We start from the raw sequence: 24,968 nt of genomic DNA, 5'->3' as shown, positions 1-24,968 counted from the left end.
CTTATAAAAACATATATAGCCATGATTACAGATGAAACAATAGTAGCTTTATCCACTCCTCCCGGATCGGGTGCGATAGGGGTGATCCGCCTTTCCGGAAAAGATGCTATTGCGATTACCAACTCGGTTTTCAGTGGTAAAGACTTACTGGCACAAGCTACTCATACCTTGCATTTTGGACTGATTAAGGATGGTGACATCGTGATCGACGAGGTGGTGGTGAGTTTGTTTGTAGGCCCCAGATCTTATACCAAAGAAAACGTGGTGGAGATCTCTTGTCATGGCTCTAACTATATCATACAGCAGATTATCTCCTTGCTGCTCAAAAAAGGTGCTGTTGCGGCAAAACCGGGAGAGTTCACTTTGAGGGCATTCTTAAATGGTGCCATGGATCTTTCACAGGCAGAAGCGGTGGCCGACCTGATCTCTTCGGATTCACAGGCCGCGCACAGTGTGGCGATGAACCAGCTCCGTGGGGGCTTCAGCACTGAGCTGAATGTGCTGCGCGAACAGCTGATCCATTTCGCTTCCATGATTGAGCTGGAGCTTGATTTCTCTGAGGAGGATGTGGAGTTCGCCAACCGCGATCAACTGCAGGATCTGATCAACAAGATCACACTGGTCCTGAGTAAGCTGATCCGTTCCTTTGAACTGGGAAATGTGATCAAAGAAGGAATCAATACGGTGATCGCAGGAAGACCGAATGCAGGGAAATCTACATTGCTGAATGCCTTACTGAATGAGGACCGTGCGATTGTGAGTGAGATCGCAGGAACAACAAGGGATACAATTGAAGAGGTATTTAATATCAATGGTATCAATTTCCGTCTGATTGATACGGCAGGGATACGTGAAGCTACAGACACGATCGAAGCTATAGGGGTGGAGAAGACGATGCAGAAGATCAGTCATGCGTCAGTTTTGATTTATCTTTTTGACGTGGTGAACATGACGGCACGCGAGATCCATGATGATATCAATAGCTTATACAAACCGGGATTTGTTTTTATTGCTGTAGCAAATAAGATGGATCTAACCTATACCGACAGGATCAAGGAGCTGGACCTTCCCCTGGATATCCAGTTTGTTTCTATCTCTGCAAAGGAAAATACCGGGATTGAATCACTGAAAGAAGTGCTCTACGACGCAGTAGTTGGAGACAAACTTTCTGAAAACCATACCCTGGTAACAAACATCAGGCACGTAGAAGCGCTTCGTAAAACACAGGAGTCGTTGCACAGTGTTTCTGAAGGATTGATCAATCCTGTAACTTCAGATTTCCTGGCTACGGATATTAAGCAGGCGCTGTATTATCTCGGTGAGATTACCGGCAAGGTGACTACGGATGATTTGCTGGAGAATATTTTTAGTAAGTTTTGTATCGGGAAGTAAAAAGGACACATGTCGTCAACTGAAGTCTGTTAAGCTACAGTTTTAAAATAAACCTAAAATATAGCTTATTGATAAACATCAATGAGATCCGAAAGCGTCCGGGATAATTTTGTCACAATCAAAAAAAAGATTAATCAAAACTATCCCTAATGGAAATTTTCAATTTTAGCTTAAACTCTTCGCGGCCGCAATGGATCGCTGACCGTCCTTTCATTTGCCTCATCTTTATTTTATTCATGCTTTCGCCCATGCTGAGCGCTGCCCAGGGATATATCGAGGGTGTAAATATCAGTTATGAACACATCCCAATGAAGATTGATTCCTCTGCAGGAAATCAGAAATTTACAGGCAACAATCTCAAAGTATCGGCTACCATTCCCATCTTCCTGAAGGCGGACAAATCCAGGTATCTGATCGTAGGGGGAAATCTGGAAGCCTTCAATTTCTCTGGTACCCATCCGGATTTTGAAGTGAAGCGTGTATACAGTATCTCGCCCACCTTCGGCTACAGCACAATGTTGAGCAAAAGCTTCAATCTTACAGCCCTGCTGACACCCACCATGAACAGTGATTATAAAGATGTGAAGAGCTCTGATATTAAGTTCGGGGCAATCGTTAGAGGAAGCTGGAAGGCCTCGGAGAAAATTACCTGGAAAGCAATTCTGGGTTATCGCAGGCAATTTTATGGTCCGCAGTATGTAGTGCTGGTAGGTATGGACTGGAAAGTAAACGATAAATGGCAGATCTTCGGGGATGTTCCACACAACCTGACAGCGAGTTACGCCATCAACCAGAAGATGAACACGGGGTTTAACCTGTTCGTGCAAAACTCGACATACCGCTTGAATAATATGGACCGCTACTTTGAATACAATACTGTTAACCCGGGACTTTTCCTGGAACGGTACGTCTCCTCCAAATGGGCAGTGCGCGCAACGGCAGCCTATACGCTGATCAGAAACATGGAGATCTATAACAAAAATGATAAAGCGGATGGCTTTGTCGACTTCTATGAACTGGGGGACCGCAAAGATCCGATTAATCCCGAGGTTTCTCCGGGACTCTCGTTTAAGATCGGTTTAAGCTACAGAATTTTTCCAGGCAGAAAGTAATTATTTGATATGAACAGAATTGTTATTGGATTAGTAGTTGCCGGATTGGTGACGCTCTTCAACAGCTACCCGGCGCTGGCACAATTGATGCCCAGTATCAAAACAGCCGGGAATAAAAGGATGTCCGGACAAATCAAAGCACCTGAAGAGGCTCTCACGTTGAGTAGGTTTAACAAGGATGGTAAGGTGCATATACTTGCTGTTTTGGAAGACAATGGCATCAGCGTAAAAGGTGTAGATCTTAGTGACGAGCTCAGGAGTTATGAACAAAATTCTTTTAATCTGATCGGGAATATGAATTTTAATGAGGTCCTGGGATTGATCCGCCGGGGCTCCAGGAAAGTGACAGTGAAATATTCTGAACTGTTGCCAGCTCTTACGTCAGACAGACATTTAGCTATAGGGATCAATTACGAAGAACACGGTAAGGAGACAGGTCAGGTTAGGCCTTTTATGTTCCCGAAATTGGTAAGGACCGACGCTGCGGTACAACAGTTGGAATATCAGGAGGGCTGGCTGCTGGACCATGAGGTGGAGCTCGGCATTGTTTTCCCTACAAATGTCTGTGCAGTTGAGGAGCTTGACCGCATGATGATCGGCTTTCTGGTGGTGAACGACTTTACCGACCGGGCGGAGCTGATGCGCAAGATGGATAGTCAGAATGTAACGGGTGGCAAGGGATTTCCTGATGCTAAAAGTAAAAAGGGCTTTCTACCCACAGGACCCTATATGGTTATCCCGAAAAACTGGCGTGCTTTTGTGAAGGAGCTGCAGTTGGAGCTTTCTGTAAATGGAGCAGTGAGGCAGCATGGTAACGCGAAGGATATGGTTTGGAACATTGACAGGATCGTGGAAAAATCGCTCGCTGCCAGGGGCGAAAAGAAGAGTTACTACCAGGAGAAAATGGTAAAACTCTTTGAAGGGGAATGCATCCCTGCCAATAGTATAATTGTAACCGGAACGCCCTCAGGAGTAGTATTCAAGGCGCCTGCCAAAGGTTTTATCATAGGTACAGTAATGAGATATATTTTTACAGGTGCCTTCTTCACCGAGCAGATGCATCCTTACATCTTAAAAAAATACCTGCATAAAGAAAGGAAGAATCCACGCTACCTTAAACCAGGGGATTTTGTGGAGAGCTCTATCAGCTATCTGGGAACCATCAGTACTACCGTTACAGCACATACTGCGAAGTTGGGATGCCGTTAATTTTGAATTATCTTTAACACATGAAAGACTCTCCGCAACTGCATAAAATTGAAGCCTTTATCCGTACAATCGTTCAACCGAACGAAGAGGAATGGGAAGCTTTTACAGAAATAGTGAGATTTAAAGAACTTCGTAAAAAAGATATGCTGCTGGAAGAAGGGAAGATCTGTAATTTTATTGCTTTCCTGAATACCGGTGTGATCAGGGAATATGCTTTCCAAAACGGCAGGGAGGCAACTGTGGATTTTGTTTCTGAAGGTCAGTTTGCCAGTGATTACCAGAGCTTCATTTTGCGCTCTCCCTCAAAGCAGTATCTTGAAGCATTAACAGATGTGGAACTTCTTATTTTGAGCAGGGAAGGCATAAACGGATTGTACGATAAGTACAAGGTCTGGGAACGCTTCGGGAGGTTAATCATCGAAAAGATTTTCTGCGTAAATGAAGCTAAGCGAAAGAAGCTGATCGCCACCACGCATGAAGAGCAATACCGGGATTTCGCTTCTGCTTACCCTCAGATTGTACAGCAGGTGCCTCAGTATTATATCGCGTCCTATCTGGGTTTGACGCCAGAACATTTAAGCAGGATTAGGAAGAAGGGGTAAAAGGATATGAAACATTTGTTAACCGGACTTTCCACTTTTGTGCGTTGATTCAATTTAGGATGAATTCGCTACGCCATCCCGACTATCCAAGTTTTGTTCACTATATCTGGATGTTCACGTAACGTAAACATCCAGATATAGTGAACAAAGCTAACAAGGCCAAACAGTCCAAAGGAAAGAGCTCCTTAATTAAACGACTGCCTGAACTCCAAAGGCGATACATTTGTCTTTGTCTTGAAAAGCTTATTGAAAGATTGTGAGTGTTCAAAGCCCAGTTCATAAGCAATCTCTGAAACGGACAGATTCGTAGTTGCTAATCTTTCTTTGGCTTTTTCAATGATTGTATTCTGAATATACTGTTGTGTATTCAGTCCTGTCAATGAACTCAACATATCACTCAGATAACGTTGCGATAGCTGTAACGCTGTGCTGATATATTTCACAGATGGCAGACCGTTTTTCAGACTTTTCTCTTCTTCAAAATAGTTGCTTAAGAGATTGTCCAAAGAGGTGACGATGTCGTGATTGACCGCTTTCCTTGTAATAAATTGCCTGTTGTAAAAACGGTTGCTGTAATTCAGCAATAACTCTAATTGTGAAACCAAAACATCCTGGCTGAAACCGTCGATGTTGTTGTCTAGTTCAGTGGCAATTGTGGTAAATAAATTGGCTATAATTTCTTTCTCTTTGGCGGATAAAAATAACGCTTCAGAGACATCATAAGAAAAAAAGCCATACTGACTGATAGTGCTTCCCAAGGGATAATTTCGGATAAAATCCGAATGGAAATATAACGCTATACCTTCATAGCTTTCCAGGTTCTCTGGTGGGAAAACGATTTGTTTTGGCTTCAAAAATGCCAATCCACCTTCCTCAAAATCGTAATATCCTTGTCCATATTTTATTTGTCCCATGAATTTTGGCTTAAAGGAGATTTTGTAGAAATCAAGACTTACTTTCTGCCCTTTCGGAAACATATCAATGGAAACCTTATTGTAGTCGACCAACGCAATCAATGGGTGCGACGGTGCAGGAAGACCCAATAACCGCACAAGTTGCGATATACTATTGATATGATTGATGTTAGATTGTCTTTGCATTTTCCCGGTCACTAATGTAATCAACTTTGTTTTGCTGGACGAATAACAATATCGCCAATTTCTACATCGCTTGGTTGGCTGATGGCATAAATTACAGCATTTGCAATGGCTGTCGGACTGATGGCAATTTCTTCCATTCCTTGTTGAATAGCTGTTTTCATTGCTTCGTTTTTTATATTGCTCGCAAAATCTGTCTTCACAAATCCCGGCGAAATACCAGTTATGCGTATGTTTCCGTTGGACTCCTGACGAAATGCTTCAGCTACAGTGCGTATGGCATTTTTAGTGCCCGCATAAACTCCTTGCATTGGCACAATCTTTATTCCTGCTGTAGAAATGATATTAACGATATGTCCCGACTGTTGTTGTTTGAATACTGGAATTGCTGCTGCCATCCCATACAGAACGCCTTTGAGGTTAATGTCAATCATTTCTTCCCAACCGTCAATATCCAATTCGTCGACGCGGCTTAATTGACTGACACCAGCATTGTTTATAATAACATCTAATTTTCCGTATTGCTCAACCGCAGTCTTTACCAACAGCACTAAATCGGCTTTGTTTTTTACATCGATTTTAGTAAAAGCGGCCTCGCCACCTGTACTTTTAATTTCTTCAACAAGTTCTTGTAATTGTTCTGCTCGTCTTGCACCCAAAACAACCTTTGCACCATTTTTCGCTAACGCTATCGCAATGGCTCTACCCATTCCACTACTTGCGCCTGTAACGGCTACAACTTTGTCTTTTAGATTTTCCATATTTCTACCTCTGATGATTACTTGTCTATTTGTTTTGCTAAAACTTCAGGATAGCGGTCGCCAACAACTGTAATTCCATTTACAGTGTTATTGATTTCGGCAAGTTGACCGGCTGTCAATACCACATCTAAACTGCCGATGTTTTCTTCTAAACGGTGTAATTTTGTAGTCCCTGGTATTGGTGCTATCCAAGGTTTTTGCGCCAGGAGCCAGGCTAATGCCAATTGTCCGGTCGTCACATTTTTCTGTTTAGCAATCTTAGAAAGGGCATCCACTAAAATCAGATTCGCTTTTATATTTTCTTCGCTGAAACGAGGAATGATATTTCTGCGGTCGACTTCCTCCAGTTTTGTTTTAATCGTACCTGTAAGGAAACCTTTGCCCAGCGGACTGAAGGGAACAAACCCGATTCCTAACTCTTCTAATGTAGGGATGATTTCTTTTTCAGGTTCTGTCCAGAACAAAGAGTACTCGCTTTGTAATGCTGCTACCGGTTGAACCGCATGAGCCCTGCGAATAGTTTTTGGACCTGCTTCCGACAAACCGAAGTATTTTACTTTACCCTCCTGTATCAGGTCTTTCACTGTTCCTGCAACATCTTCTATTGGAACATTCGGATCAACTCTGTGCTGATAAAGCAAATCGATGTAGTCGGTTTTTAATCTTTTTAGCGATGCCTCGGTTACAGCTCTGATCGTTTCAGGTCTGCTGTCTAAACCTGTTGTTGGTCTGGCGTCTTTACATCCAAATTTTGTGGCTATGACAACGTCTTTTCTAAAAGGCTGTAATCCTTCGCCAACAATTTCTTCATTGGTGTAAGGTCCGTACGCTTCTGCAGTATCAAAAAACGTAATGCCCCGTTCAACCGCGTTGCGTAGGAGAGTGGTAGCCTCCTTTTTATCAAGACCTTTGCCATCCAAAAAATTTAAACCCATACAGCCAAAACCCAATGCAGACACTTCTAATCCGCTATTTCCTAATTTTCTTTTTTGCATAATCTTCTTGAGTTGTTTCTAAAGTGATAAATCTCATTGCAAAATTCTAAATAGTCCTTCGATCAAATGTATCCGGATTGGTATTTGTTGTAGTCAGATTGTTAAAGCGGGCTTTCCGCTACGCCCAGATCTGTGATATCCAGCAGATGCTCCGCTTTCCGTATCGCTTCATCAGTAAATGTGTGTTCGTTCTTCATTTTAAACAACTCCTTGCGTTGGTGATTATGAATATCCGCCATGATCTGCTGAAATTGCTGGCGTTCAGAACTGTGGTTCATGCAAACTTCTTCAGAACTCAGAAAGTGCAGGTGACCATCAATCTCACGCCGGAGCTTTTCGGCATAGGCCTTTACCAAACTGTTGTTTCCTGCGGATGAATGCTTTTCATTCAAGCGCTGCAGCGCAACGGTTTCCAATCTTAACCTGATACCTGCATGCTGTTCATGTGGCGGTAATATCGGGTCCAGTTCTGCTATTTTGGTAAACCTGATCACTATAGGAAGCGTAAGTCCCTGAAAAACCAGCGTAATGAGGATCACCACAAATGTGATGAAGATGATCAGATCGCGCTGAGGAAATGCTGTGCCGTTACTCATGTACAGCGGGATGGATAAAGCTGTAGCCAGTGACACCACGCCACGCATCCCTGCCCAGCCGATGATCAGCGGATTTTTCCAGCCCAACGAAGGCTTACGTTTCTCTCTGCTGCTAAACCAACGCGGAATGTGAGCCGTAGAGAATACCCAAAGCAGACGGATGATGATGGAAATGATACTGATAAACACCCCATACTTTACCGCCTGGAAAACAGATACATCGCCAAGGCCACGCACAATCTCCGGCAGATCCAGACCGATCAGGATAAAGACCAGCGTATTCATTACAAATATTAATGTATGCCAAACCCCCATCATATTCAACCTTGTACCACCCGTCTTGAACAACTCATGTGAGCGGAAAGACATAAACAACCCGCCGCTCACCACGGCCATGACACCGGAATAATGAAAATGTTCCGCAGATAAAAACAAAATATATGGCGTCATTACCGTTAATGTAGCATCTATAGCCGGCGTGGTGGGTAAAAACCGATGAATCACATACATGACATGTGCCAGCGCAAGACCTACAACTATCCCCATGCCTGCTACAACAAAAAACTGCCCCACTGCCTGCTGCATGGAAAAAGCTCCCGTCAGTATAGCCGCCAGGGCGAAACGGAATACGATGAGTGAGGATGCATCGTTCACCAAACTTTCACCTTCCAGTATCGTGAGGGTACGATGTGGAACTTTCAATCCTTTCAGGACTGTAGTTGCCGCTACCGCGTCCGGAGGGGATACAATACCGCCAAGTAAAAATCCCAAAGCCAGCGTGAAGCCGGGGATATAGGAATGCGCAGCGTAAGCCACCACCAGAGAAGTTAAAAATACCAGTCCGAATGCCAGCAGAGCGATCCCTTTTTTCCATCGCTTAAACTCTTTCCAGGAGGTATACCATGCTGCTTCGTACAGCAAAGGCGGCAGGAATATCAGAAAGATCAGTTCAGGATCAAGTTTCAGTGCCGGAATGACCGGAGTGAAACCGATACCCAGACCAGCAAGGACCAGGAAAATTGGGTATGCTACACGGATCTTGTGGGCCAGCATAACCAGCAGCATCACCACAAAAAGAAGTCCGAGTACTAAAAGGAGATTTTCGTGCATCGTGATTTAAAATTTGAATGCCAGTACCGAACCAACAAAGAATCCATCCTTGTGCTGTGGTATCACATAATTGATAAAATCACCCGTTTCAAAGTATTGTACACCAAGATTGTAGTACAAGAATTTGTTAATGGTCCAGGTGGCCATGGTGATATAGGAAGTGCCGATGTAACGTTTGTCTGATCCGGAAGACGACAAACTTAAAGAGCCATCAGGGCGATAAATCCCATCCTGCAAAGATTGTCGCCAGTAGAAAACCGTAGCGAAAGATAATAATACCTTCTTGCAGGGTGACCAGGACACGTTAGGATGTAGCGACAGTAAATTTGCCGGACCAGCCTGCGGGTTCATCCCGAAATAGCCCCCATTGGGATGCAGCGCATTGAACGTCCCCAGTCTACCGTCGTCCTTTTTGTTGTCGCCTGAAATAAAATCACTGCGCAGCTTGAGGGCTGGCGATCCTTTTAGCTGAGTAAATCTGTAGCCGATCTCTGAAGAGCCGCCCCAGGCGCGGATCTTATCCGTTCCGAAGGATCCCACCTGATAACCCAGTTCAAAATTGTACAGGAATTCACCACCATTCTTCCAGACCCTGGCACCGAAGGTATGCCGGCTTTCATCTGCGACACCTTCATCAAAACGTGCAGCTGTTCTGTCAATACCCAGGTAGTACAGATCTACATTGAAGTTTGGTGTTGGGGTGTAAGCACTATATACTCCCCACAAACGTGCCCTACGGCCCAGGGCATTATCAAAAGTTCCTGGATTTACCTTTCCGCTGCCAAACACAAAACCATCAATCTGGAAATTTGGAGAAGAATAAGCCGCTTTAGCTCCGTCAAAATACAGGCGAAGGTTGGGACCTTCACGCACATCCAGCAGTCTGCCACTACCATATTGTATCTCCTGACGACCAAGTCGCAGCGTCAGCTTGCTGGATGCTGCTTTCCAGGGAACGATATCCACGAACAGGTTCTGCACATTCAGATGATCTTCGTCGATAGGCCGCGGGCCATTCTTGCGCCCGTTCTCTAAAGCACTGCGCAGTTGTCCGAAAAAGCGGAAGCGCTCGCCCAGATGAAGATCTGCATGAAGATGGTAGCGCTGCAGCACAAAGGTATTGCTACCGGTGTTCATGGCACCCCAATCCTCATGCTGGGCACGGTCAAATTCTCCGCGCATCTCTCCACCAAATGACAGGTAATGCTGTCCCTCCTGCGAAAGCGGCAGGAACTTAATCCTGTTGTAAAATGTACGCGTGCTGTCTTTCAGAGCTGTATAATCTTCATCATACCTTAACAGCTTAAACTGCTGTGCCCGGGAAAACTGTACGGAAAATAACAGACTTGCAAATACAAAAATCTTAAACTTCATTATCAGGCGTAAAATGGGATTTAGTTCAGGCTCGCCATTAGCGACGATTAATTCAGTAGACAGGCAAATCTCTGTAATCAGGTTAAAAGAGAAAGATGATATTTGTAGCAAAAAGTAGTAGATAAATGTCTACATGCTTTATCTACAAATATCATCTTTCTGTTAGGATAGGATGTTGAAATTCGATTTATCAAATATTATTGATTATTTCACAAATGGACAATTACAAAATACCTGCTCAAACCCGCATCGGCCACGTACATTTAAAAGTAAGCAACTTACAACGGTCGCTTGATTTTTACTGCGGCGTGTTGGGATTTGAGCTTATTACCACCTACGGCGATCAGGCTGCATTCATATCAGCGGGAGGATATCATCACCATATAGGATTGAACACCTGGCACAGTAAAGATAGTGGGCCGGCACCTGAGCGTGCTCCCGGATTATATCACACGGCGATACTTTACCCGGAAAGAAAAGACCTTGCAGCTATTTTACGTAAGATTCTACAGGCAAAGTATCCGATCACAGGTGCATCAGATCACGGAGTGTCAGAAGCAATTTATCTTGATGATCCCGACAAAAACGGAGTTGAACTTTACTGGGACCGGCCGCGGGAGGAATGGTTTGATGTCAACGGGAAACTGGAGATGTACAGCAAACGATTGGATCTCGAAAATTTACTTACTCTTTAAACATCTTAAGCTCTTATATGTCACGTTTCAATTTACCCATCTGGTTGTTTTCTTTATTACTATGTCATTCCATTGCGAAGGCCCAGGTATTTGAGAAAACGGCTGTCCTGCATGGAGACACAATTGTATTTCCTATTACTTTGATCAATGCCTACCCATTTATTTCGGCTACAGTGAATGGTGTGAGTGGTAAATTTATGTTTGATACAGGACATGCAAAAAGCATGATGCTGAATGATCACCTGGTTATATTGCCTGATAAAAAGCCGAAGGGTGATGGTTTCGTTGGCAGCGGACAATCGTTTAAGGTGAATGCTAATGACACCATTCAGGAGATCAAATTTCCAAATGGTATTACGTTTAAAAATCTGGAAAACATCAATAGTGCGAACTATGACTTCCTGCAGAAATACGTCACGCCAGATTTCCTTGGCTTTATTGGCCATGACTTCTTTCAGGGTTACGTGTTTAAGATTGATTATATGCACCGGAAAGTTACGTTTTATAAAAACTCTGCCGAACGCAGCAAGTCCAGAGATTACTTAGCACGTGAAAAGATATTGGCGGTGCTTGATTTTGAAATCAGAAAGATAGTGAACAGCCCCATTGTTAAATTGAAAATAGACGGAATAAATGTTATCGGTGCATTTGATACCGGTCAGAATGGATCGTTACAATTGGATAAATCTTCAAATGAAGCCCTCAGAAGTAAAGGTGCTGTACAGAATTCTGGTATTGACAGCAGTAGAGATACCTTACTGAATGTAAAAAATATCACCATCGATGGAAAGCTTGAAACTTCATTAAAAGGAGTTGAATCAACAACATTAGCGCATAATCAAATCACCAGAAAAGCATTGGGTATTGATGAACCCAACCTGATGACCTTCGGTTACAGATTTCTCTCCCAATACAAAACTGTATGGGACTATGCCGCAAAGAAAATCTACATCCTGGAATACTAAATTATTTTATATGCTGCTGGCGTTTTACGCGACTTAAAGTATCCTTATTGATACCCAGATAAGATGCAATAATATGTTGCGGAAAACGCTTTGGCAGCTCAGGATAACATTCAACAAAATCAGTATAACGCTTTTCTGCCATTGAACTTATGGACGAGGTAAGACGGCGGTTATTGGCCATGATGTTACGCTCATCAAGCTGCATCTTCATTGCACGAAATGCAGGAACATTCTCCTGAAGTAAAATTGTACTTTCCCTGCTCACACAAAGCAGTTCACAAGGCTCCCAGGCATCGATATTATAGCAACTTGGCGTATGTTCCGCAAAGCTCTCACGGTCGCCCATCCACCATTCTTCTATACCCAGGCGTACAATGTGATCAGCACCTTTGTCGTCCACAGAATACATCCGCATTGCACCTTTAACGATAAATGCAAAGTGCTTGCAGCGGTCCCCGGCTTGTAATAAAAATTGTCTTTTTTTTAATCTGGACGGAATAAATGTCTGCCTGATCAATGTCTTTTCCTCCTCTGTAAGAGGTTCAGAATAGAATTTTTTCAGGTAGTCAAAAAAAGCGTCATGCATATAAACCTCGGATTTCCTTTAAGTATTGAATTTTGTGATGGCGCTGCAAAGATACGATTAAAAGCACATTCTTGCTAGGAGTACCCCTATAGGAATGGTCTATTTGTCTGACATGATGGGAGTTATTTCATGTTCAATCAGCGTCTTCTTTGGGCATCACAGGTCTTTCATCGACATATGTCGACATTCTTTTTCTACTTATATCATCTTTATGATCTCTCAGGAACTGGAAATTTGAGTCATTATAAATCGTTAACCTTATAACTAATAAAAACATGTCAAAAAATGTAAAAAAAGGCCTCGAGGCCCTTCTACGTCCGGAGGACAGTATTGTCGTATTGATCGATCACCAGCCGTTTCAGTTCACTAACCTGAACAGCCATGATCCACAGTCGATCGTCAACGCTGCTACGGGGCTTGCCAAATCAGCGAAATTGTTTAACGTACCAACCATCCTGACTACTGTTATCGAAGATCGTGGCGGTTTACTGCTCAAACAGATCCAGGATGTATTCCCTGAGCAAAAACCTATCGACCGTACTTTTATCAATACCTGGCAAGATCCTAATGTTACTGATGTAGTTGCGAAAAGCGGCCGCAAGCAGCTGATTATCGCTGGTCTTTACACCGAGATCTGTGTGGCTATGCCAGCGATTCAGGCTGCCGGAGAGGGTTATGATGTATTTGTGGTAACTGATGCCTGCGGAGCTGTATCCGTTGAAGCTCATGATATGGCCGTTCGCCGTATGGAAGCTCATGGCATTACACCAATCAACTGGATTGCTGTAATCTCTGAGTGGCAACGCGACCATGCCCGCACTGAAACTGGAGAAGGCTTTGCCAATATCCTTGTTGAACATGGCGGTGCTATGGGTGTAGCATTCCTTTGGGAACAACAATTATTAAATACGCCTGTTGGGGCATAGTCATCCCTTTCTGAAAAACGCGGCATGCTGACCAATCTCAGTGTGCCGCGTTTTTTTTACCCTTATTCACCATCACATGACACGGCAGAAGCCCTCATGAGAACAATCATCAAAAGATAATATGCATATAGGTATTGATAGTTTTGCCTCGGCAATGTACAGCAGCAATGAGCTGAACAGCGAGCAGGCCATGGAACAGCTGCTGGATAGAATAGTGGCAGCAGATGAGGCCGGACTGGACGTTTTCGGCATCGGCGAACACCATAAAAAAGATTTCCTGGACTCAGTTCCGGCAGTGATACTTGCCGCAGCTGCCGCCCGTACGAAAAGGATAAGGCTGATGAGTGCGGTGACGATTCTGAGTACTGCAGATCCTGTGCGGGTTTTTCAGCAGTTTGCTACACTGGATATCATTTCCAAAGGACGTGCAGAGATCATAGCTGGAAGGGGTTCTGCAACGGATGCTTTTCCTTTGTTCGGCTTCAGGCTGAATGATTACGATGCCTTGTTTAAAGAGAAATTGAAGTTACTGCTGCAGATCCGCGACGAGGAGTTCGTTACCTGGTCGGGCAAGTTCAGACCGGAACTAAAAAATCAACCCGTGTATCCGCGGCCGCTACAGGAAAAGTTACCTGTGTGCTTGGGAGCTGGCGGTACACCAGAGTCTTTTGCCCGTGCCGGGATGCTGGGGCTTCCTTTGATGGTAGCAATTATCGGTGGCGACACAGAACGCTTCCGCCCGTTGGTTGATCTTTACAGGAAATCTGGCGAAGTAGCTGGGTTTACACCTGATCAGCTCAAGGTAGGCTTACATTCTCCGGGATATGTTGCAGAAACCGATCAGCAGGCTATTGCTGATTATTATCCGGGATATGTAGAAGCCTGGACTAAAATAGGTATGGAACGCGGCTGGCCACCAGTGACAAAAGCACAGTTTGACGCTGGGATTGCTGATAAAGGGGCATTGGTAGTTGGCGGACCGGACCGGGTGGCAGAAAAGCTGCACAGGCATAGCGAAGCTTTGGGAGGTGTAGATCTGTTTTCTTTCCAGATGGATATCGCCGGACTGACCCACGAACAGCTCACAAAAGCGATTGAGGTGATTGGTTCAAAACTAATTCCTTTGATGAAATAGTATATCTCAGTTTATATTAAATAAAATTTTTTATTTTAGTTGTCGTAACCCTATTGTTATGAGAATTAAACGCTATTTACTATTATTTTTTATTGCTCCGTTCAGTTTGTATGCTCAGAAGCCAGTCCTACCGGGAAGCTCAGAGATTAACACCGCTCATTTAACACCTGGCAAATCACAATACATCATTTATTATGTAAAAGATACTTCCTGGACAAAAAAAGGATCTTTTACCCATGACCTTTCTATATCGGGCAACCAGATCAAACTAGTGGCCGACTATACCGACCAAAATGATAAGTGGTACAGAAAAGTGAGCTCTACGGCAGATTCAAAAACACTGGCACCAATTGATTATAAATTTGAGAGCACGAAAAGCAAGTCGGAGCTCAGCTTTGGAAATACAGTTACAGGTAAAGTTCATTACCTGGATGGCAGAAAGGATGAGAGCATCAATGTTACGCCTAAAGAAAAGGCGGTTGACTATAACCTAGCAGAATATTTATTCACCACTTTACCGCTAAAAACGGGTTACAAGGCTACAATTCCTGAATTTTATTATGAACCTAAAACTGATAAGCCGGTTACCAACTATATCATCAAAGATGTAAAAAGTTATGTATACCGCTCTCCAAAAACCGGAAGCCATGAAAGCTGGCTGGTAGGCATACTTGAAGAGAATACAGGTGCGCTCTACAATTATGTGATTGATAAGAATCAGCATAAAATATGGCAGCGTGAGATGTCTCTCGGTGGTGGCATGTGGGAGATCTGTGTAAATGACGAACTGGAATATCAGCCTATCAAAAACAAGTTCAATAAAGCGGAAGCCCTGGCGAAATTTGAAAAAGGAAATGGCGTAATCCTGGGAACTACTTTTGCAAGGGACCGTTCAAGCAAATTAGCAGTATTGAATATCAACAAGGCCCAGTATGCACCAAAGGGAACTATTGTTACTATCCTGCCCAACCAGCCATATATTGAAGAATGGAAAGAGGTCAATAAAAAGATCAGAAAAGGAAAGAAATTACCTGAAGTACCTATAGACAAAAATGTCCAGGCATGTATCAGAACTACAAAAGTATACGATGATAAAGGGCATTTTGAATTTACTAACCTGATGCCCGGCGAGTATATCTTATCGACTTCTTTCGGCTATACGCACAACTATACGTATCAATATTATGCAGGAACATCATACCTGATGCATCCGAGTGGTGCGGTATTGAGTTCAAACAATATCTACAACTCAGCCAGTGCCTCTACAGGTGCCACAGCAGATATAGAGACACTGGTTACAGTGAAGGGTGATGATGAACCTTTGAAGATTAACCTCAAGGACACGCGATAACAGGATTAACGCCAGCCCAATCCAGGAGCTACGTGCTCCAGAATAGCTGAAAGTACATGCACATTATAATTGACGCCCAGGGTGTTGGGGATGGTCAACAGTAAGGTATCTGCCTCCTGTATAGCTTCGTCTTCGGCCAGCTCTTTAATCAGTTGATCAGGTTCTGCAGCATAGCTCCGTCCAAAGATGGCGCGTTTATCACTTTCGATGTAGCCAATCTTGTCGGATTGACCAGACTCACGTCCAAACAGTTGCCTGTCCTGATCATTGACAATAGCAAAGATGGAACGGCTTACCGAAACTCTGGCTTCGCGTTCATGTCCGGCTTTATTCCAGGCTTCCTTGTACAGTCTGATTTGTTCAGCCTGCTGGATATGAAAAGGCTTTCCGCTTTCGTCAAATTTCAGCGTAGAACTTTGCAGGTGCATGCCATTTTCTGCTGCCCACACGGCGGTAGCGTTGGAAGCAGCACCCCACCAGATCCGTTCGCGCAATCCTTCAGAATGCGGTTCTAAACGTAACAAGCCCGGAGGATTAGGAAACATCGGGTATGGGTTGGGCTCGGCAAAACCTTCGCCTTTCAGTTGTTCCAAAAACTTCAGGGCTTTCTCACGACCCATATCGGCATCTGTGCCCCCTTCTGCAGGTTCATAGCCGAAATGACGCCAGCCGTCGATCACTTGCTCCGGTGAACCTCTGCTTAAACCTAATTGTAATCGCCCGCCTGAGATCAGATCTGCAGCGCCGGCATCTTCTACCATGTACATCGGGTTCTCGTAACGCATGTCGATTACACCGGTACCTATTTCTATTTTCTTTGTCTTTGCACCGATTGCTGAAAGCAAAGGGAAAGGCGAAGCCAGCTGAGCGGCGAAATGGTGCACACGGAAATATGCGCCATCGACACCCAATTCTTCTGCAGCAACGGCCAGGTCGATCGACTGTAACAGTGTATCTCCTGCAGTTCTGGCCTGGTATGCAGGATGGTTCTGCCAATGACCAAAGGATAAGAAACCTATTTTCTTCATAAATTATGGGCTTTTGTGCTCTCGTAAAGATAAAATCATCATTTCAGAATATTGTGAGGGCAAAGTCACAATTAGTCGTTAACCAGTATGATCTTGCCCGTGTGACTACCATCTTCCAGTGCACGATGCGCCTCTGCGGCTTGCTCCAGCGGGAATGTTTTGTAGATAACGGGCTTGAATTTTCCGGCATCCATCAGCGGCCATACTTTTTCCCTGATCGCTGCTGTAAGTGCCTTTTTGTAGGAATACTCACGTGATCGCAGGGTACTACCACTTACGGTCAGCCGCTTGGTCATCACCTTGCTGATATCCAGGGGAACCTGAGGACCCGCCACAGAATTAATGTATACGAGGCGACCTTCGGGCTGGAGGATATTGATGTTCTTCTCAAAATAATCTCCGCCAATCATATCCAGGATGACGTCGATACCCTCTTCTTTTAATTTTTGTTCAAAATCTTCTGTTTTATAATTTACAAAAGCATCTGCCCCGAGATCTGTACACAGTTTTCCTTTTTCTTCAGAACCTACGGTGACGAACACTTTTGCTCCAAATAGTTTCCCCAGCTGTATCGCGGTAATTCCTATTCCGCTGTTGCCACCGTGAACCAGTAGTGTTTCACCGGCTTGCAATCTCCCTCTTTCAAAGATGTTAGACCAAACGGTAAATACGGTTTCCGGTAAACTGGCGGCCTGAGCAAAGCTGAAGTTTACAGGCACAGGAAGGCATTGCCCTTCTTTGACAACTACATATTCCGCGTAACCTCCACCAGCTATGAGTGCACAAACCTGATCACCTTTTTTCCAGAGCGTCACCTGATCTCCGCATTCTTCCACTATCCCGGCTACTTCCATTCCGGGGATCTCTTGTACGGTGCCCTTGGGGGCAGGATATTTACCTTGTCGCTGGGAAACATCTGCCCGGTTTAATCCCGCAGCTTTAACCCGGATGAGAATTTCTTCTGCTCCAGGGCTCGGTGTGGTATATTCTTGTATCTGTAAAACTTCTGCGGGACCTGGCTGTGTGATGATAACTGCTTTCATATATTATGCTAATATTTTTAGCTTTAATTTGATATTTACCTTTATATTTAGTTTATCTTTGTATCTGCAATTTATGCAGATGTTTTGACAACTTATGTTTAAACAGGCTTCTTATGGCAATGTTTGAAGCTCTGTATGAATTTGCCAAATCAAAAATGATAAGAATGGAACAATTGAGTTTTTTCCCTGAGGCAGGACAGACGCCAGGATTGCCGCCAGAATTACTGGAATATCATCCGGGGCTGTTCAACGAGAGGGAATGCGCATTGCTGTTGCATAAGTTTATTGTGCAGTCGCCCTGGCAGCAAAAGGTGGTCAGGATGTACGATAAGGAGGTGGTTACGCCAAGGCTGTGTGCATGGTATGCGGATGAAGAGACTTATGATTACACTTCCCTCAGGCGTTCTACGCCCAACAAATGGACGCCGGAGTTAATGGCGATCAAACAAAAAGTAGAACAAATCGCAGGCGTGAAATTTAACAGCGTCCTCCTCAATTACTACCGTGATGGCAATGATTCTGTGGCCTGGCACAGCGATAATGAGAAGGCATTGGGTAAATATCCTGTCATTGCCTCTGTAAGTTTTGGTCAGGTGCGTAGTTTTGATATCCGCTACAAACAAGACCATAGCGAGAAGTATTCTATCAAACTGGAAAGCGGAGCACTGATGATTATGAAGGGAGATTTGCAGCAAAACTGGGAGCACCGCATTGCAAAATCACTGAGACCTATGACTGCCAGGGTAAACTTGACTTTTAGGGTTGTGATTTAATTTTGTCTATCAGTAAATATATTGGCTTGTATATCCTAATCCAAGCTGAAAATATTTCCTTCTAATGTAGAATCCTACTTATATACGATCCGCAGTTTAGGTACTGTTTGAAATAATTAATTTCTTTATTGTTTATTTAAATCTTAATGGTTACATTTGTTGTATTAAAATCAACTGTTTATGAGTATTTATTAAATATTATATAATTTTATAACATCTCTATAATTGAGGTGTTCTATTTAAGAACCTCGTCTGCAAATGTGGAAATTTACGAACACGAGGGTAAGTAGAGCACCGGGTTGCCTATATTTGCAAATATAGGTCCGGCGCAGCTTATTGTAGTGTTCGAATAGTTTAACTATTCCCCGCTTCCACCGGGTAATGCAGACTGCAAGAACTGTTGCCGGACCTATTCTTGTTTCAGGCCTTTTTCAATTCTTGTAAATGGTTCTATTGAAGTTTTTTAATCAATAGCATCCAAATGAAAAAGAACCAGATCACCTCGCAGCACTTCACAAAAGTTCACAAACCACCGGATTGAATCTATAGCCTACTAAAGAGGTAAGTCAATTCCTCTATTTTCCTTTTTTATCCAGTACACCTATTATATTCTAACGATGAAAATAATCGTTGTGGCCGCGCTTTGTCTTTAGTGAAGAAGCGGACAACATTTTAAATCAACCAAAAAACTAGAACCAAAATGACAGCATTTAAAGAAACCCCAAAACTCCCTAATCAAGATCACACTGAGTTTGCAGCACTTATTAAAATGTTAGCAGACAAGTATAAGCCCCTATATATATACCGCTTTGGTAAGCTGATGGAATCCAATTTTAACACGGGTTGTTTCATCGCCGATTCTGCAGCTGAAAATTACAGATACTATTTACTGATGGTGATAGACAGTGATGCAAGAATTGAGCATGCAGTGCAGGACTATGCAACCAGTCACCTTGAGCACGGCACAATTACAATTTTAGTTCATGGAAAACAAGCAATGATTGAAGCGATAAAGGCAAACAACAAGTTCTTTATCACTGTAGCCAATCATGGAGAGTTATTGTATAGTCATGATCCAACGGTCAGATCATTTCAAGTTCCAGAATATATTCCTACAAGAGCAGCAGAAAAAGCTAAAAAACATCATCAAAGACATCTATCTCGGGCTACTGGTTTTATAGATAGCGCAATGGAATGTCTCCGTACAGAGAAGTGCCATCTGTGCTTATTTATGCTTCATCAAGTTGTTGAGCAATGTTGTCTTGGCATGATCAGAATTCATTTGGGTTACAAGTCTGATATTCATAATCTTTACAGGCTTCTTAGATTATGCGATAGTTTTTCACCCGCAATGTCAGGATTGTTTCTTGATGAAGGTGAAGAGGGTAGAAGGCTATTTGATCTGATCGCAAATAGTTATTCTGCGGCCAGGTATCAGGATGTTTTTGAAGTGTCTCGGCAGGATGCAAATAAACTACTTACTCAGGTAGAGTCATTCCTTACAATGGCAAATATTCTATGTATCGATAAAATTGAAGCTCTGACAGTGGAGGCGGCAAATTACAAACAATTCAAATTGGGAGGTATGATTTGCGATAATTAAAAAAACGGAGGTCCACCTGGTAGGCCTCCACTCAGAGCAATACAAATAACCCTAACGGAAAGGAATACCCTTCTGGGTATTCCTACCTTAAACCTACATCAACCCTACATTAATCCTACCGTTGACCTACCGATTGTCAGGACACCATTACATATACCATAACTTTCTTTCTGTAATGATGTAAACCAGGGCGGAACGTATTTACTAAGAAATACTGCGACAAATGCGTATTATATACGACAACTCACTTGTTATAAGGTGATTATATACTTTTCTTCATTATCATTGCTCAGACATTAAACTCAAAGCAATGGCTACACAAAAATTTGGTCCTCTGGGACCTTTCTCCGGAAAACTTGGTAAAGTGATCGGGTATGTAGATAAGCAGGGCAATCAGCGTCTTCGTACCGTTGGCAAATATACTTTTGATAATCCCAGTGACAGCTTAAAAGAAATCTGGCTCAAAACCACTATTGTGGCAGCAGTTCTCAGGCCTGTCAAAGATTATATCAAAATGGGTTTTGCTCTCCAGGAAAAGCTAACAGGAATACACTATTTCAACCTCGCGGCAGCTGCAGCAAGGAAAGTCATAGAGGGAAATTATCCTGACCTAAAGATAGATTTCAGCAAATTAAAATTATCTGAGGGTAAGATGCCGGCTGTAGAAAATCCAAAAGTAACCAGGGTAGATGATGGACTGATGTTCTCCTGGAACGGCGAGCAGCGGGAGGAGGGTATATGGCCAACTGATCTGGTGATGATAATGGCTTACCTGCCAGATCATTCAAAAGCCTATTTTTTGAGAAGTGCTGCCAATCGAAGACAAGGCTATGCATTTCTCAGTTTGCCCTTGACACCCTCAGGGCAAAAGCTAGAAACATATATGACATTTATCTCTGAAGATCATGAAAGTACCTCCAACAGTATTTATACCGGTCAAATCACATTAGATCAGGCTGTTTACTAATTCTAGCTAAGTATTATATTTCTGAAACTAATGAAAATTTTTAAGTTTTTGTGAACACTTTTTTCATATCAAGATTGATATAATGTGTAATTAGTTTCCATAAATTAGATAGCATACATGTATTGTAATTAATCCAATTGTTAATTTTTAATTTAAACAAAACCATGAGTAAGAACCTACATGAAATGGTAACCGACTTAACAGTCGCAGTTGCAGATTTATCAATCCTTGTCCGAAGGCATCTTGAAGCTGTAAAGTACCAGGAAGAAATCTTCCTTCGTACCAATGACGTTGCAGATATTTTAAAAGTATCGCTCCGGACAATTCAGCGATATGTCAGACGTGGAATTATTAAAGCAAAAAAGGTGGGCGACATAGACTTGTATTCAAAGTCTGATGTATTTGCCCTCCTCTACAAACTTTAGATCCCTTCCCTTTTTCCTGGCCAGGAAATTTCTTCGCTCCAACTCTTCCGTTCCCACCTTATGCAAACAATTTAACTGTATCAGTGCGATAAGCTGACACAGGGTGGTATGCTATTTCCATTTTCTTTCACAACAAACAAGCTTAACTGCTATCACGCAGCCACAGACTTGAATTAACAGAGTATAAATTTTAAATCTTAAACAAAATGAAAAATTCAAAAAAAATGCCAGTTGCTAAAACTACAAATCTATCCTCAAACACAGCAGTTCAACCATTTCAGCAGCAGCTTGAGGAGAATGAAAAGTCTGCTTTACTATTATCATTCTTAAACAATATTGATATGGCGATTGAGATCGGCTTTATGAATTACGGCAGAAAGAGCTCCATACTAAAAACGGCGATAAAGTACAATCAGGATATTATTACCGGAGAGTTCCCGAACCTGGCTATTGACTATGCTAAAGTTATAATCAGTAAAGGCAGTCTTTACAGTCCTCTTGCTAAAATTATTAAACCCACATCACTAGGTTGCATTAACGTATGGTGGTACTTTGACGCAGAGCAAGAGAACCCAAATGACAGGGCTACAATTCTGATGTATAATCCTGATAAGCAGGATTACATGTTTGTTACGGGTTTAGTGCGACGGGAGGATAGAGGGTTTTGCTACAACCGGACAAAAAGGGACTTGAATTGCGTCATGCATGTTTATCTCTTTTTTGTGTCTGAAGATAAGAAGTCGGTCTCAGACAGTATCTACTTGGGTAAAAAATAAATTTCATCCGCACATTATAACTTAAATTTTATCTTATGAAACAGAAAATCATTCCATTGTTTGAAGTAGCTGAGTCCGAATGGACTGTAACTTCATATGTTTTTAAATGGGAGACAGAATTGTTGTTCCTCCTGTTATTGCTGATCTGGTGCTTGGCACCTTCATGGCTGCATATCTTGGACCAGACCACAGGGAGTGTGGATCAAAGTATATGGTTGCTTATCCTGATCAGTCTTATCACCTTTCTATTGATTTTAGCCTTAGTCTGGTGGCTGCTCCAGAAGTCGTGGTCCAGACTTAAACTCCCTTCAATTCATCTGATCCTTTCACAATTTAATAGATTAACGACATGTCAACAACTCGGATTTTACTGGGCTACCTATGCGTTGCTCTTGCTGGCAGCGCTGGGATGCCTCATCGCCCTCTGCTAACCAAAAGCTCTACACATGAAATGGTATTGCGCAATACTGTGGTGCAGCTGGCTAGACAAGAATTAGGAGTGAGGGAGAAAACGGGCAACAATGATGGAGCAAGGGTGGCAACATACCTTGCCACCGTTCAGCTAAAACCTGGACAACCGTGGTGCGCTGCTTTCATATCGTTCATTTTTAAGCAGGCAAACCTAACTAAACCACGAACTGGATGGTCACCTGATTTGTTCCCGGCCTCTCGATTAACTAAGCTCTGTTCGCCGGCAAATCTGGCAGGTATTTACTTTTCAGAATACAAGCGAATTGCACATGTGGGCCTGATTAAAGCAAAAAAAGGCGATTGGTTAACACTCGTGGAAGGGAATACGAATGTCGCAGGCAGTAGAGATGGAGATGGTGTTTATATGAAAGTAAGGCATATTAAAACTATAAATAAAATTGCTGATTGGATAACAGAAAGGAGAGGCGGGCCATGAAGAGTTTAATAGCGGGTTTATGTCTTCTATTGACTAGTTGTACTTTATTGCAGAATCTAACAAAAACTCGGCAGGAAGAAACAGAATCTACCAGGATGGATACTGAAGTTCAATCTTTATCCGAAGTAAATCGGGATCTTAAATCCACATCTGTCACCTTTCATCGTGATTCTGGAAACCTTAAGTACATGGTGGAGCTCTGGCCAAAGGGAAACTTCGTATTTTCACCTCAGTCGGGTTTTAAGGGCGAAGCAAGTAAAATCCTGATCTCTGGCAGCGCAAGTAATGTGTCAACAGGAGGGAGTCTTTTGGACAGGCATGACCAGGGTCAAGAAAAAGCTAAAACGGTGCTGAAGAAAAAGATTGATAATAAGGCTAAAAATGTGGTCGCTAAAACTAATCGTTCCGTATCCTGGAAGTGGATTATCGCTGTCATCGTTACACTTACCATTTTCCTGCTAGGGAGATTTCGGTTAAAACTATGGGAGATTATTGCCATTTACTCAAAAATGCTGCGACAAATAAGTACTCAATACGACACAGATGTCTGAACTATAGGAAGTTAACATTGAGTCGTTTAGGTTTGTATCACGGATTCAGGCTATTGGTACGCCGATCCGAATTAACAGATTTATAAATTTAAACTTTAAAAAATGGCTACAATTCTAAAAGGATTTCTAGACAACTTCAGAGGCTTGTTAGGAAACGCAGTAGGGGCTAAATGGAGGACACTTAATGTGATTAAAGGTCGGCCCAGTAAATCATCCAAACCCGCAACAGAGGCACAACTGGCGCAACAAATGAAATTTAGTCTGGCAACAGAATTGGTTTCAACTTTTAGTGCGCAAATCAAAGTTGGGTACCAGTCGTACTCAAAAACAACTACAACGCCTACTAATGCAGCGGTAAAGCAAATTTTATCAAATGCGATTATTGGCATCTATCCCGATATTAAGATAGATTATCCAAAAGTACAATTGAGTAAAGGTTCTTTATTGGGGGTTGATGATATTAAAACAGTGTGGAATGAGGAGGACGTGACTTTAACCTGGAGGAAGAATGATTTCGAATCTCCTTCCCGCAATGACTCCGATAAAATCATAATGATGTTTTATGATCCTCTCATTAAACAATTTCTGCTTCATTTGGGCGCCAGACGTGGGGAGCTCACCACCAAAACCACTATGCCATATACGATGCGGAATCATCCTATTCACGCTTATATGTTCCTGGTTTCTGAAGATGGAAAAAATGTTTCCAATTCAGAGTATATAGGTGAGTTCAAATTCACTTTGCCTTTCAGAAGCGCTGTATAAGAATAACCCTGGTAGCATCGACCAACCTACCAGGGTTTTTATTTCACTTCCAGGTTTAATTTTTTTGCCAGAAAATGGTGTTTTTGAACCCTTTCAAAAACTATTAAGAAAATGAAAAATATTGAGATTAAAATCTTATCATATTGTTAATTAAATAGTTATGTGGTCTTTTGTTTCGTTAAAAACCATCCATTTTACAAAATTTCTGTATATCACTATTTATT

Annotated in this window: 26 protein-coding genes; 18 read left to right on the top strand and 8 right to left on the bottom strand. The window is 42.7% G+C overall.

Features of this window, described 5'->3' with window-relative positions:
* Window positions 1–21: 21 nt before the first annotated feature.
* From mnmE to OQY15_RS02855, 4 genes are all read left to right on the top strand, one after another.
* Window positions 22–1,392, top strand: a complete 1,371-nt coding sequence (mnmE, locus tag OQY15_RS02870; RefSeq protein WP_265787503.1) for a tRNA uridine-5-carboxymethylaminomethyl(34) synthesis GTPase MnmE — start codon at window positions 22–24, stop codon at window positions 1,390–1,392.
* Window positions 1,393–1,541: 149 nt separating this feature from the next.
* Complete coding sequence (locus OQY15_RS02865; RefSeq protein WP_265787501.1) at window positions 1,542–2,504, top strand: DUF6268 family outer membrane beta-barrel protein; 963 nt, start codon at window positions 1,542–1,544, stop codon at window positions 2,502–2,504.
* 9 nt (window positions 2,505–2,513) lie between these two features.
* On the top strand, window positions 2,514–3,713 hold the full coding sequence (locus OQY15_RS02860; RefSeq protein WP_265787499.1) for a fumarylacetoacetate hydrolase family protein: 1,200 nt from the start codon (window positions 2,514–2,516) through the stop codon (window positions 3,711–3,713).
* 20 nt (window positions 3,714–3,733) lie between these two features.
* The gene (locus tag OQY15_RS02855; RefSeq protein ID WP_265787496.1) at window positions 3,734–4,315 is read left to right on the top strand and encodes a Crp/Fnr family transcriptional regulator; all 582 of its coding nucleotides are present in this window, start codon (window positions 3,734–3,736) and stop codon (window positions 4,313–4,315) included.
* Between the two features lie 185 nt (window positions 4,316–4,500).
* On the opposite strand, the gene OQY15_RS02850 is transcribed toward OQY15_RS02855, so the two are convergent.
* The 5 genes from OQY15_RS02850 to OQY15_RS02830 form a co-directional block, all read right to left on the bottom strand.
* Window positions 4,501–5,415 carry a helix-turn-helix transcriptional regulator gene (locus OQY15_RS02850; protein WP_265787494.1) on the bottom strand — a complete coding sequence of 305 codons (915 nt, stop codon included), beginning with the start codon at window positions 5,413–5,415 and terminating at the stop codon, window positions 4,501–4,503.
* Window positions 5,416–5,435: 20 nt separating this feature from the next.
* Window positions 5,436–6,173, bottom strand: a complete 738-nt coding sequence (locus OQY15_RS02845; RefSeq protein ID WP_265787492.1) for an SDR family oxidoreductase — start codon at window positions 6,171–6,173, stop codon at window positions 5,436–5,438.
* Window positions 6,174–6,190: 17 nt separating this feature from the next.
* Window positions 6,191–7,168: an aldo/keto reductase gene (locus OQY15_RS02840; RefSeq protein WP_265787490.1), complete on the bottom strand. Its 978-nt coding sequence runs from the start codon at window positions 7,166–7,168 to the stop codon at window positions 6,191–6,193.
* Window positions 7,169–7,269: 101 nt separating this feature from the next.
* Complete coding sequence (locus OQY15_RS02835) at window positions 7,270–8,874, bottom strand: Na+/H+ antiporter (RefSeq protein ID WP_265787489.1); 1,605 nt, start codon at window positions 8,872–8,874, stop codon at window positions 7,270–7,272.
* 6 nt (window positions 8,875–8,880) lie between these two features.
* The gene (locus tag OQY15_RS02830) at window positions 8,881–10,248 is read right to left on the bottom strand and encodes an alginate export family protein (protein ID WP_265787487.1); all 1,368 of its coding nucleotides are present in this window, start codon (window positions 10,246–10,248) and stop codon (window positions 8,881–8,883) included.
* Window positions 10,249–10,463: 215 nt separating this feature from the next.
* On the opposite strand from OQY15_RS02830, the gene OQY15_RS02825 reads away from it, so the two are divergent.
* Both OQY15_RS02825 and OQY15_RS02820 read left to right on the top strand, forming a co-directional pair.
* Complete coding sequence (locus OQY15_RS02825; RefSeq protein ID WP_265787485.1) at window positions 10,464–10,943, top strand: VOC family protein; 480 nt, start codon at window positions 10,464–10,466, stop codon at window positions 10,941–10,943.
* 17 nt (window positions 10,944–10,960) lie between these two features.
* On the top strand, window positions 10,961–11,908 hold the full coding sequence (locus tag OQY15_RS02820) for a hypothetical protein (protein WP_265787483.1): 948 nt from the start codon (window positions 10,961–10,963) through the stop codon (window positions 11,906–11,908).
* Between the two features lies 1 nt (window position 11,909).
* Here OQY15_RS02820 and OQY15_RS02815 read toward each other — a convergent pair whose 3' ends face one another.
* Window positions 11,910–12,494 (bottom strand): Crp/Fnr family transcriptional regulator, encoded by a 585-nt coding sequence (locus OQY15_RS02815; RefSeq protein ID WP_265787481.1) that lies wholly within the window; start codon window positions 12,492–12,494, stop codon window positions 11,910–11,912.
* Window positions 12,495–12,769: 275 nt separating this feature from the next.
* Here OQY15_RS02815 and OQY15_RS02810 point away from each other — a divergent pair, with 275 nt between their 5' ends.
* From OQY15_RS02810 to OQY15_RS02800, 3 genes are all read left to right on the top strand, one after another.
* Complete coding sequence (locus OQY15_RS02810) at window positions 12,770–13,420, top strand: hydrolase (RefSeq protein WP_265787479.1); 651 nt, start codon at window positions 12,770–12,772, stop codon at window positions 13,418–13,420.
* Between the two features lie 121 nt (window positions 13,421–13,541).
* Window positions 13,542–14,555, top strand: a complete 1,014-nt coding sequence (locus tag OQY15_RS02805; protein WP_265787477.1) for an Atu2307/SP_0267 family LLM class monooxygenase — start codon at window positions 13,542–13,544, stop codon at window positions 14,553–14,555.
* A 58-nt stretch (window positions 14,556–14,613) separates the two neighbouring features.
* On the top strand, window positions 14,614–15,906 hold the full coding sequence (locus tag OQY15_RS02800; protein ID WP_265787475.1) for a hypothetical protein: 1,293 nt from the start codon (window positions 14,614–14,616) through the stop codon (window positions 15,904–15,906).
* Between the two features lie 5 nt (window positions 15,907–15,911).
* On the opposite strand, the gene OQY15_RS02795 is transcribed toward OQY15_RS02800, so the two are convergent.
* On the bottom strand, window positions 15,912–16,934 hold the full coding sequence (locus OQY15_RS02795) for an LLM class flavin-dependent oxidoreductase (protein WP_265787473.1): 1,023 nt from the start codon (window positions 16,932–16,934) through the stop codon (window positions 15,912–15,914).
* A gap of 71 nt (window positions 16,935–17,005) precedes the next feature.
* On the bottom strand, window positions 17,006–17,977 hold the full coding sequence (locus OQY15_RS02790) for an NAD(P)H-quinone oxidoreductase (RefSeq protein WP_265787471.1): 972 nt from the start codon (window positions 17,975–17,977) through the stop codon (window positions 17,006–17,008).
* A 164-nt stretch (window positions 17,978–18,141) separates the two neighbouring features.
* Between OQY15_RS02790 and OQY15_RS02785 the strand changes: the two genes are divergently transcribed.
* From OQY15_RS02785 to OQY15_RS02745, 9 genes are all read left to right on the top strand, one after another.
* Window positions 18,142–18,750 carry an alpha-ketoglutarate-dependent dioxygenase AlkB gene (locus OQY15_RS02785; RefSeq protein ID WP_265787469.1) on the top strand — a complete coding sequence of 203 codons (609 nt, stop codon included), beginning with the start codon at window positions 18,142–18,144 and terminating at the stop codon, window positions 18,748–18,750.
* Window positions 18,751–19,450: 700 nt separating this feature from the next.
* Window positions 19,451–20,353 carry a HEPN domain-containing protein gene (locus OQY15_RS02780; RefSeq protein ID WP_265787467.1) on the top strand — a complete coding sequence of 301 codons (903 nt, stop codon included), beginning with the start codon at window positions 19,451–19,453 and terminating at the stop codon, window positions 20,351–20,353.
* 310 nt (window positions 20,354–20,663) lie between these two features.
* Window positions 20,664–21,320 carry a DUF6266 family protein gene (locus OQY15_RS02775; RefSeq protein WP_265787464.1) on the top strand — a complete coding sequence of 219 codons (657 nt, stop codon included), beginning with the start codon at window positions 20,664–20,666 and terminating at the stop codon, window positions 21,318–21,320.
* A 164-nt stretch (window positions 21,321–21,484) separates the two neighbouring features.
* On the top strand, window positions 21,485–21,745 hold the full coding sequence (locus OQY15_RS02770) for a helix-turn-helix domain-containing protein (RefSeq protein ID WP_265787462.1): 261 nt from the start codon (window positions 21,485–21,487) through the stop codon (window positions 21,743–21,745).
* A gap of 206 nt (window positions 21,746–21,951) precedes the next feature.
* Window positions 21,952–22,521: a DUF6266 family protein gene (locus OQY15_RS02765; protein ID WP_265787460.1), complete on the top strand. Its 570-nt coding sequence runs from the start codon at window positions 21,952–21,954 to the stop codon at window positions 22,519–22,521.
* 106 nt (window positions 22,522–22,627) lie between these two features.
* Window positions 22,628–22,822: a hypothetical protein gene (locus tag OQY15_RS02760; RefSeq protein ID WP_265787458.1), complete on the top strand. Its 195-nt coding sequence runs from the start codon at window positions 22,628–22,630 to the stop codon at window positions 22,820–22,822.
* Window positions 22,823–22,870: 48 nt separating this feature from the next.
* Complete coding sequence (locus OQY15_RS02755) at window positions 22,871–23,428, top strand: peptidoglycan-binding protein (RefSeq protein ID WP_265787456.1); 558 nt, start codon at window positions 22,871–22,873, stop codon at window positions 23,426–23,428.
* 95 nt (window positions 23,429–23,523) lie between these two features.
* Entirely contained in the window at window positions 23,524–23,979 is a 456-nt protein-coding gene (locus tag OQY15_RS02750) for a hypothetical protein (RefSeq protein WP_265787454.1), read from the top strand.
* Between the two features lie 102 nt (window positions 23,980–24,081).
* A complete protein-coding gene (locus OQY15_RS02745; RefSeq protein WP_265787452.1) occupies window positions 24,082–24,744 on the top strand; it encodes a DUF6266 family protein in 663 nt (220 codons plus the stop codon).
* Window positions 24,745–24,968 lie beyond the last annotated feature (224 nt).

The organism is Pedobacter sp. MC2016-15 (assembly GCF_026239695.1).
Lineage (GTDB): Bacteria > Bacteroidota > Bacteroidia > Sphingobacteriales > Sphingobacteriaceae > Pedobacter.
Note: the sequence above shows the minus strand (reverse complement) of the source record. Positions and strands in the feature narration are given on the sequence as shown.

Coding starts and splice junctions, on each gene's coding strand:
- mnmE (WP_265787503.1), top strand. CDS start 22: ATGATTACAGATGAAACAATAGTAGCTTTATCCACTCCTCCCGGATCG.
- OQY15_RS02865 (WP_265787501.1), top strand. CDS start 1,542: ATGGAAATTTTCAATTTTAGCTTAAACTCTTCGCGGCCGCAATGGATC.
- OQY15_RS02860 (WP_265787499.1), top strand. CDS start 2,514: ATGAACAGAATTGTTATTGGATTAGTAGTTGCCGGATTGGTGACGCTC.
- OQY15_RS02855 (WP_265787496.1), top strand. CDS start 3,734: ATGAAAGACTCTCCGCAACTGCATAAAATTGAAGCCTTTATCCGTACA.
- OQY15_RS02850 (WP_265787494.1), bottom strand. CDS start 5,415: ATGCAAAGACAATCTAACATCAATCATATCAATAGTATATCGCAACTT.
- OQY15_RS02845 (WP_265787492.1), bottom strand. CDS start 6,173: ATGGAAAATCTAAAAGACAAAGTTGTAGCCGTTACAGGCGCAAGTAGT.
- OQY15_RS02840 (WP_265787490.1), bottom strand. CDS start 7,168: ATGCAAAAAAGAAAATTAGGAAATAGCGGATTAGAAGTGTCTGCATTG.
- OQY15_RS02835 (WP_265787489.1), bottom strand. CDS start 8,874: ATGCACGAAAATCTCCTTTTAGTACTCGGACTTCTTTTTGTGGTGATG.
- OQY15_RS02830 (WP_265787487.1), bottom strand. CDS start 10,248: ATGAAGTTTAAGATTTTTGTATTTGCAAGTCTGTTATTTTCCGTACAG.
- OQY15_RS02825 (WP_265787485.1), top strand. CDS start 10,464: ATGGACAATTACAAAATACCTGCTCAAACCCGCATCGGCCACGTACAT.
- OQY15_RS02820 (WP_265787483.1), top strand. CDS start 10,961: ATGTCACGTTTCAATTTACCCATCTGGTTGTTTTCTTTATTACTATGT.
- OQY15_RS02815 (WP_265787481.1), bottom strand. CDS start 12,494: ATGCATGACGCTTTTTTTGACTACCTGAAAAAATTCTATTCTGAACCT.
- OQY15_RS02810 (WP_265787479.1), top strand. CDS start 12,770: ATGTCAAAAAATGTAAAAAAAGGCCTCGAGGCCCTTCTACGTCCGGAG.
- OQY15_RS02805 (WP_265787477.1), top strand. CDS start 13,542: ATGCATATAGGTATTGATAGTTTTGCCTCGGCAATGTACAGCAGCAAT.
- OQY15_RS02800 (WP_265787475.1), top strand. CDS start 14,614: ATGAGAATTAAACGCTATTTACTATTATTTTTTATTGCTCCGTTCAGT.
- OQY15_RS02795 (WP_265787473.1), bottom strand. CDS start 16,934: ATGAAGAAAATAGGTTTCTTATCCTTTGGTCATTGGCAGAACCATCCT.
- OQY15_RS02790 (WP_265787471.1), bottom strand. CDS start 17,977: ATGAAAGCAGTTATCATCACACAGCCAGGTCCCGCAGAAGTTTTACAG.
- OQY15_RS02785 (WP_265787469.1), top strand. CDS start 18,142: ATGGAACAATTGAGTTTTTTCCCTGAGGCAGGACAGACGCCAGGATTG.
- OQY15_RS02780 (WP_265787467.1), top strand. CDS start 19,451: ATGACAGCATTTAAAGAAACCCCAAAACTCCCTAATCAAGATCACACT.
- OQY15_RS02775 (WP_265787464.1), top strand. CDS start 20,664: ATGGCTACACAAAAATTTGGTCCTCTGGGACCTTTCTCCGGAAAACTT.
- OQY15_RS02770 (WP_265787462.1), top strand. CDS start 21,485: ATGAGTAAGAACCTACATGAAATGGTAACCGACTTAACAGTCGCAGTT.
- OQY15_RS02765 (WP_265787460.1), top strand. CDS start 21,952: ATGAAAAATTCAAAAAAAATGCCAGTTGCTAAAACTACAAATCTATCC.
- OQY15_RS02760 (WP_265787458.1), top strand. CDS start 22,628: ATGGGAGACAGAATTGTTGTTCCTCCTGTTATTGCTGATCTGGTGCTT.
- OQY15_RS02755 (WP_265787456.1), top strand. CDS start 22,871: ATGTCAACAACTCGGATTTTACTGGGCTACCTATGCGTTGCTCTTGCT.
- OQY15_RS02750 (WP_265787454.1), top strand. CDS start 23,524: ATGGATACTGAAGTTCAATCTTTATCCGAAGTAAATCGGGATCTTAAA.
- OQY15_RS02745 (WP_265787452.1), top strand. CDS start 24,082: ATGGCTACAATTCTAAAAGGATTTCTAGACAACTTCAGAGGCTTGTTA.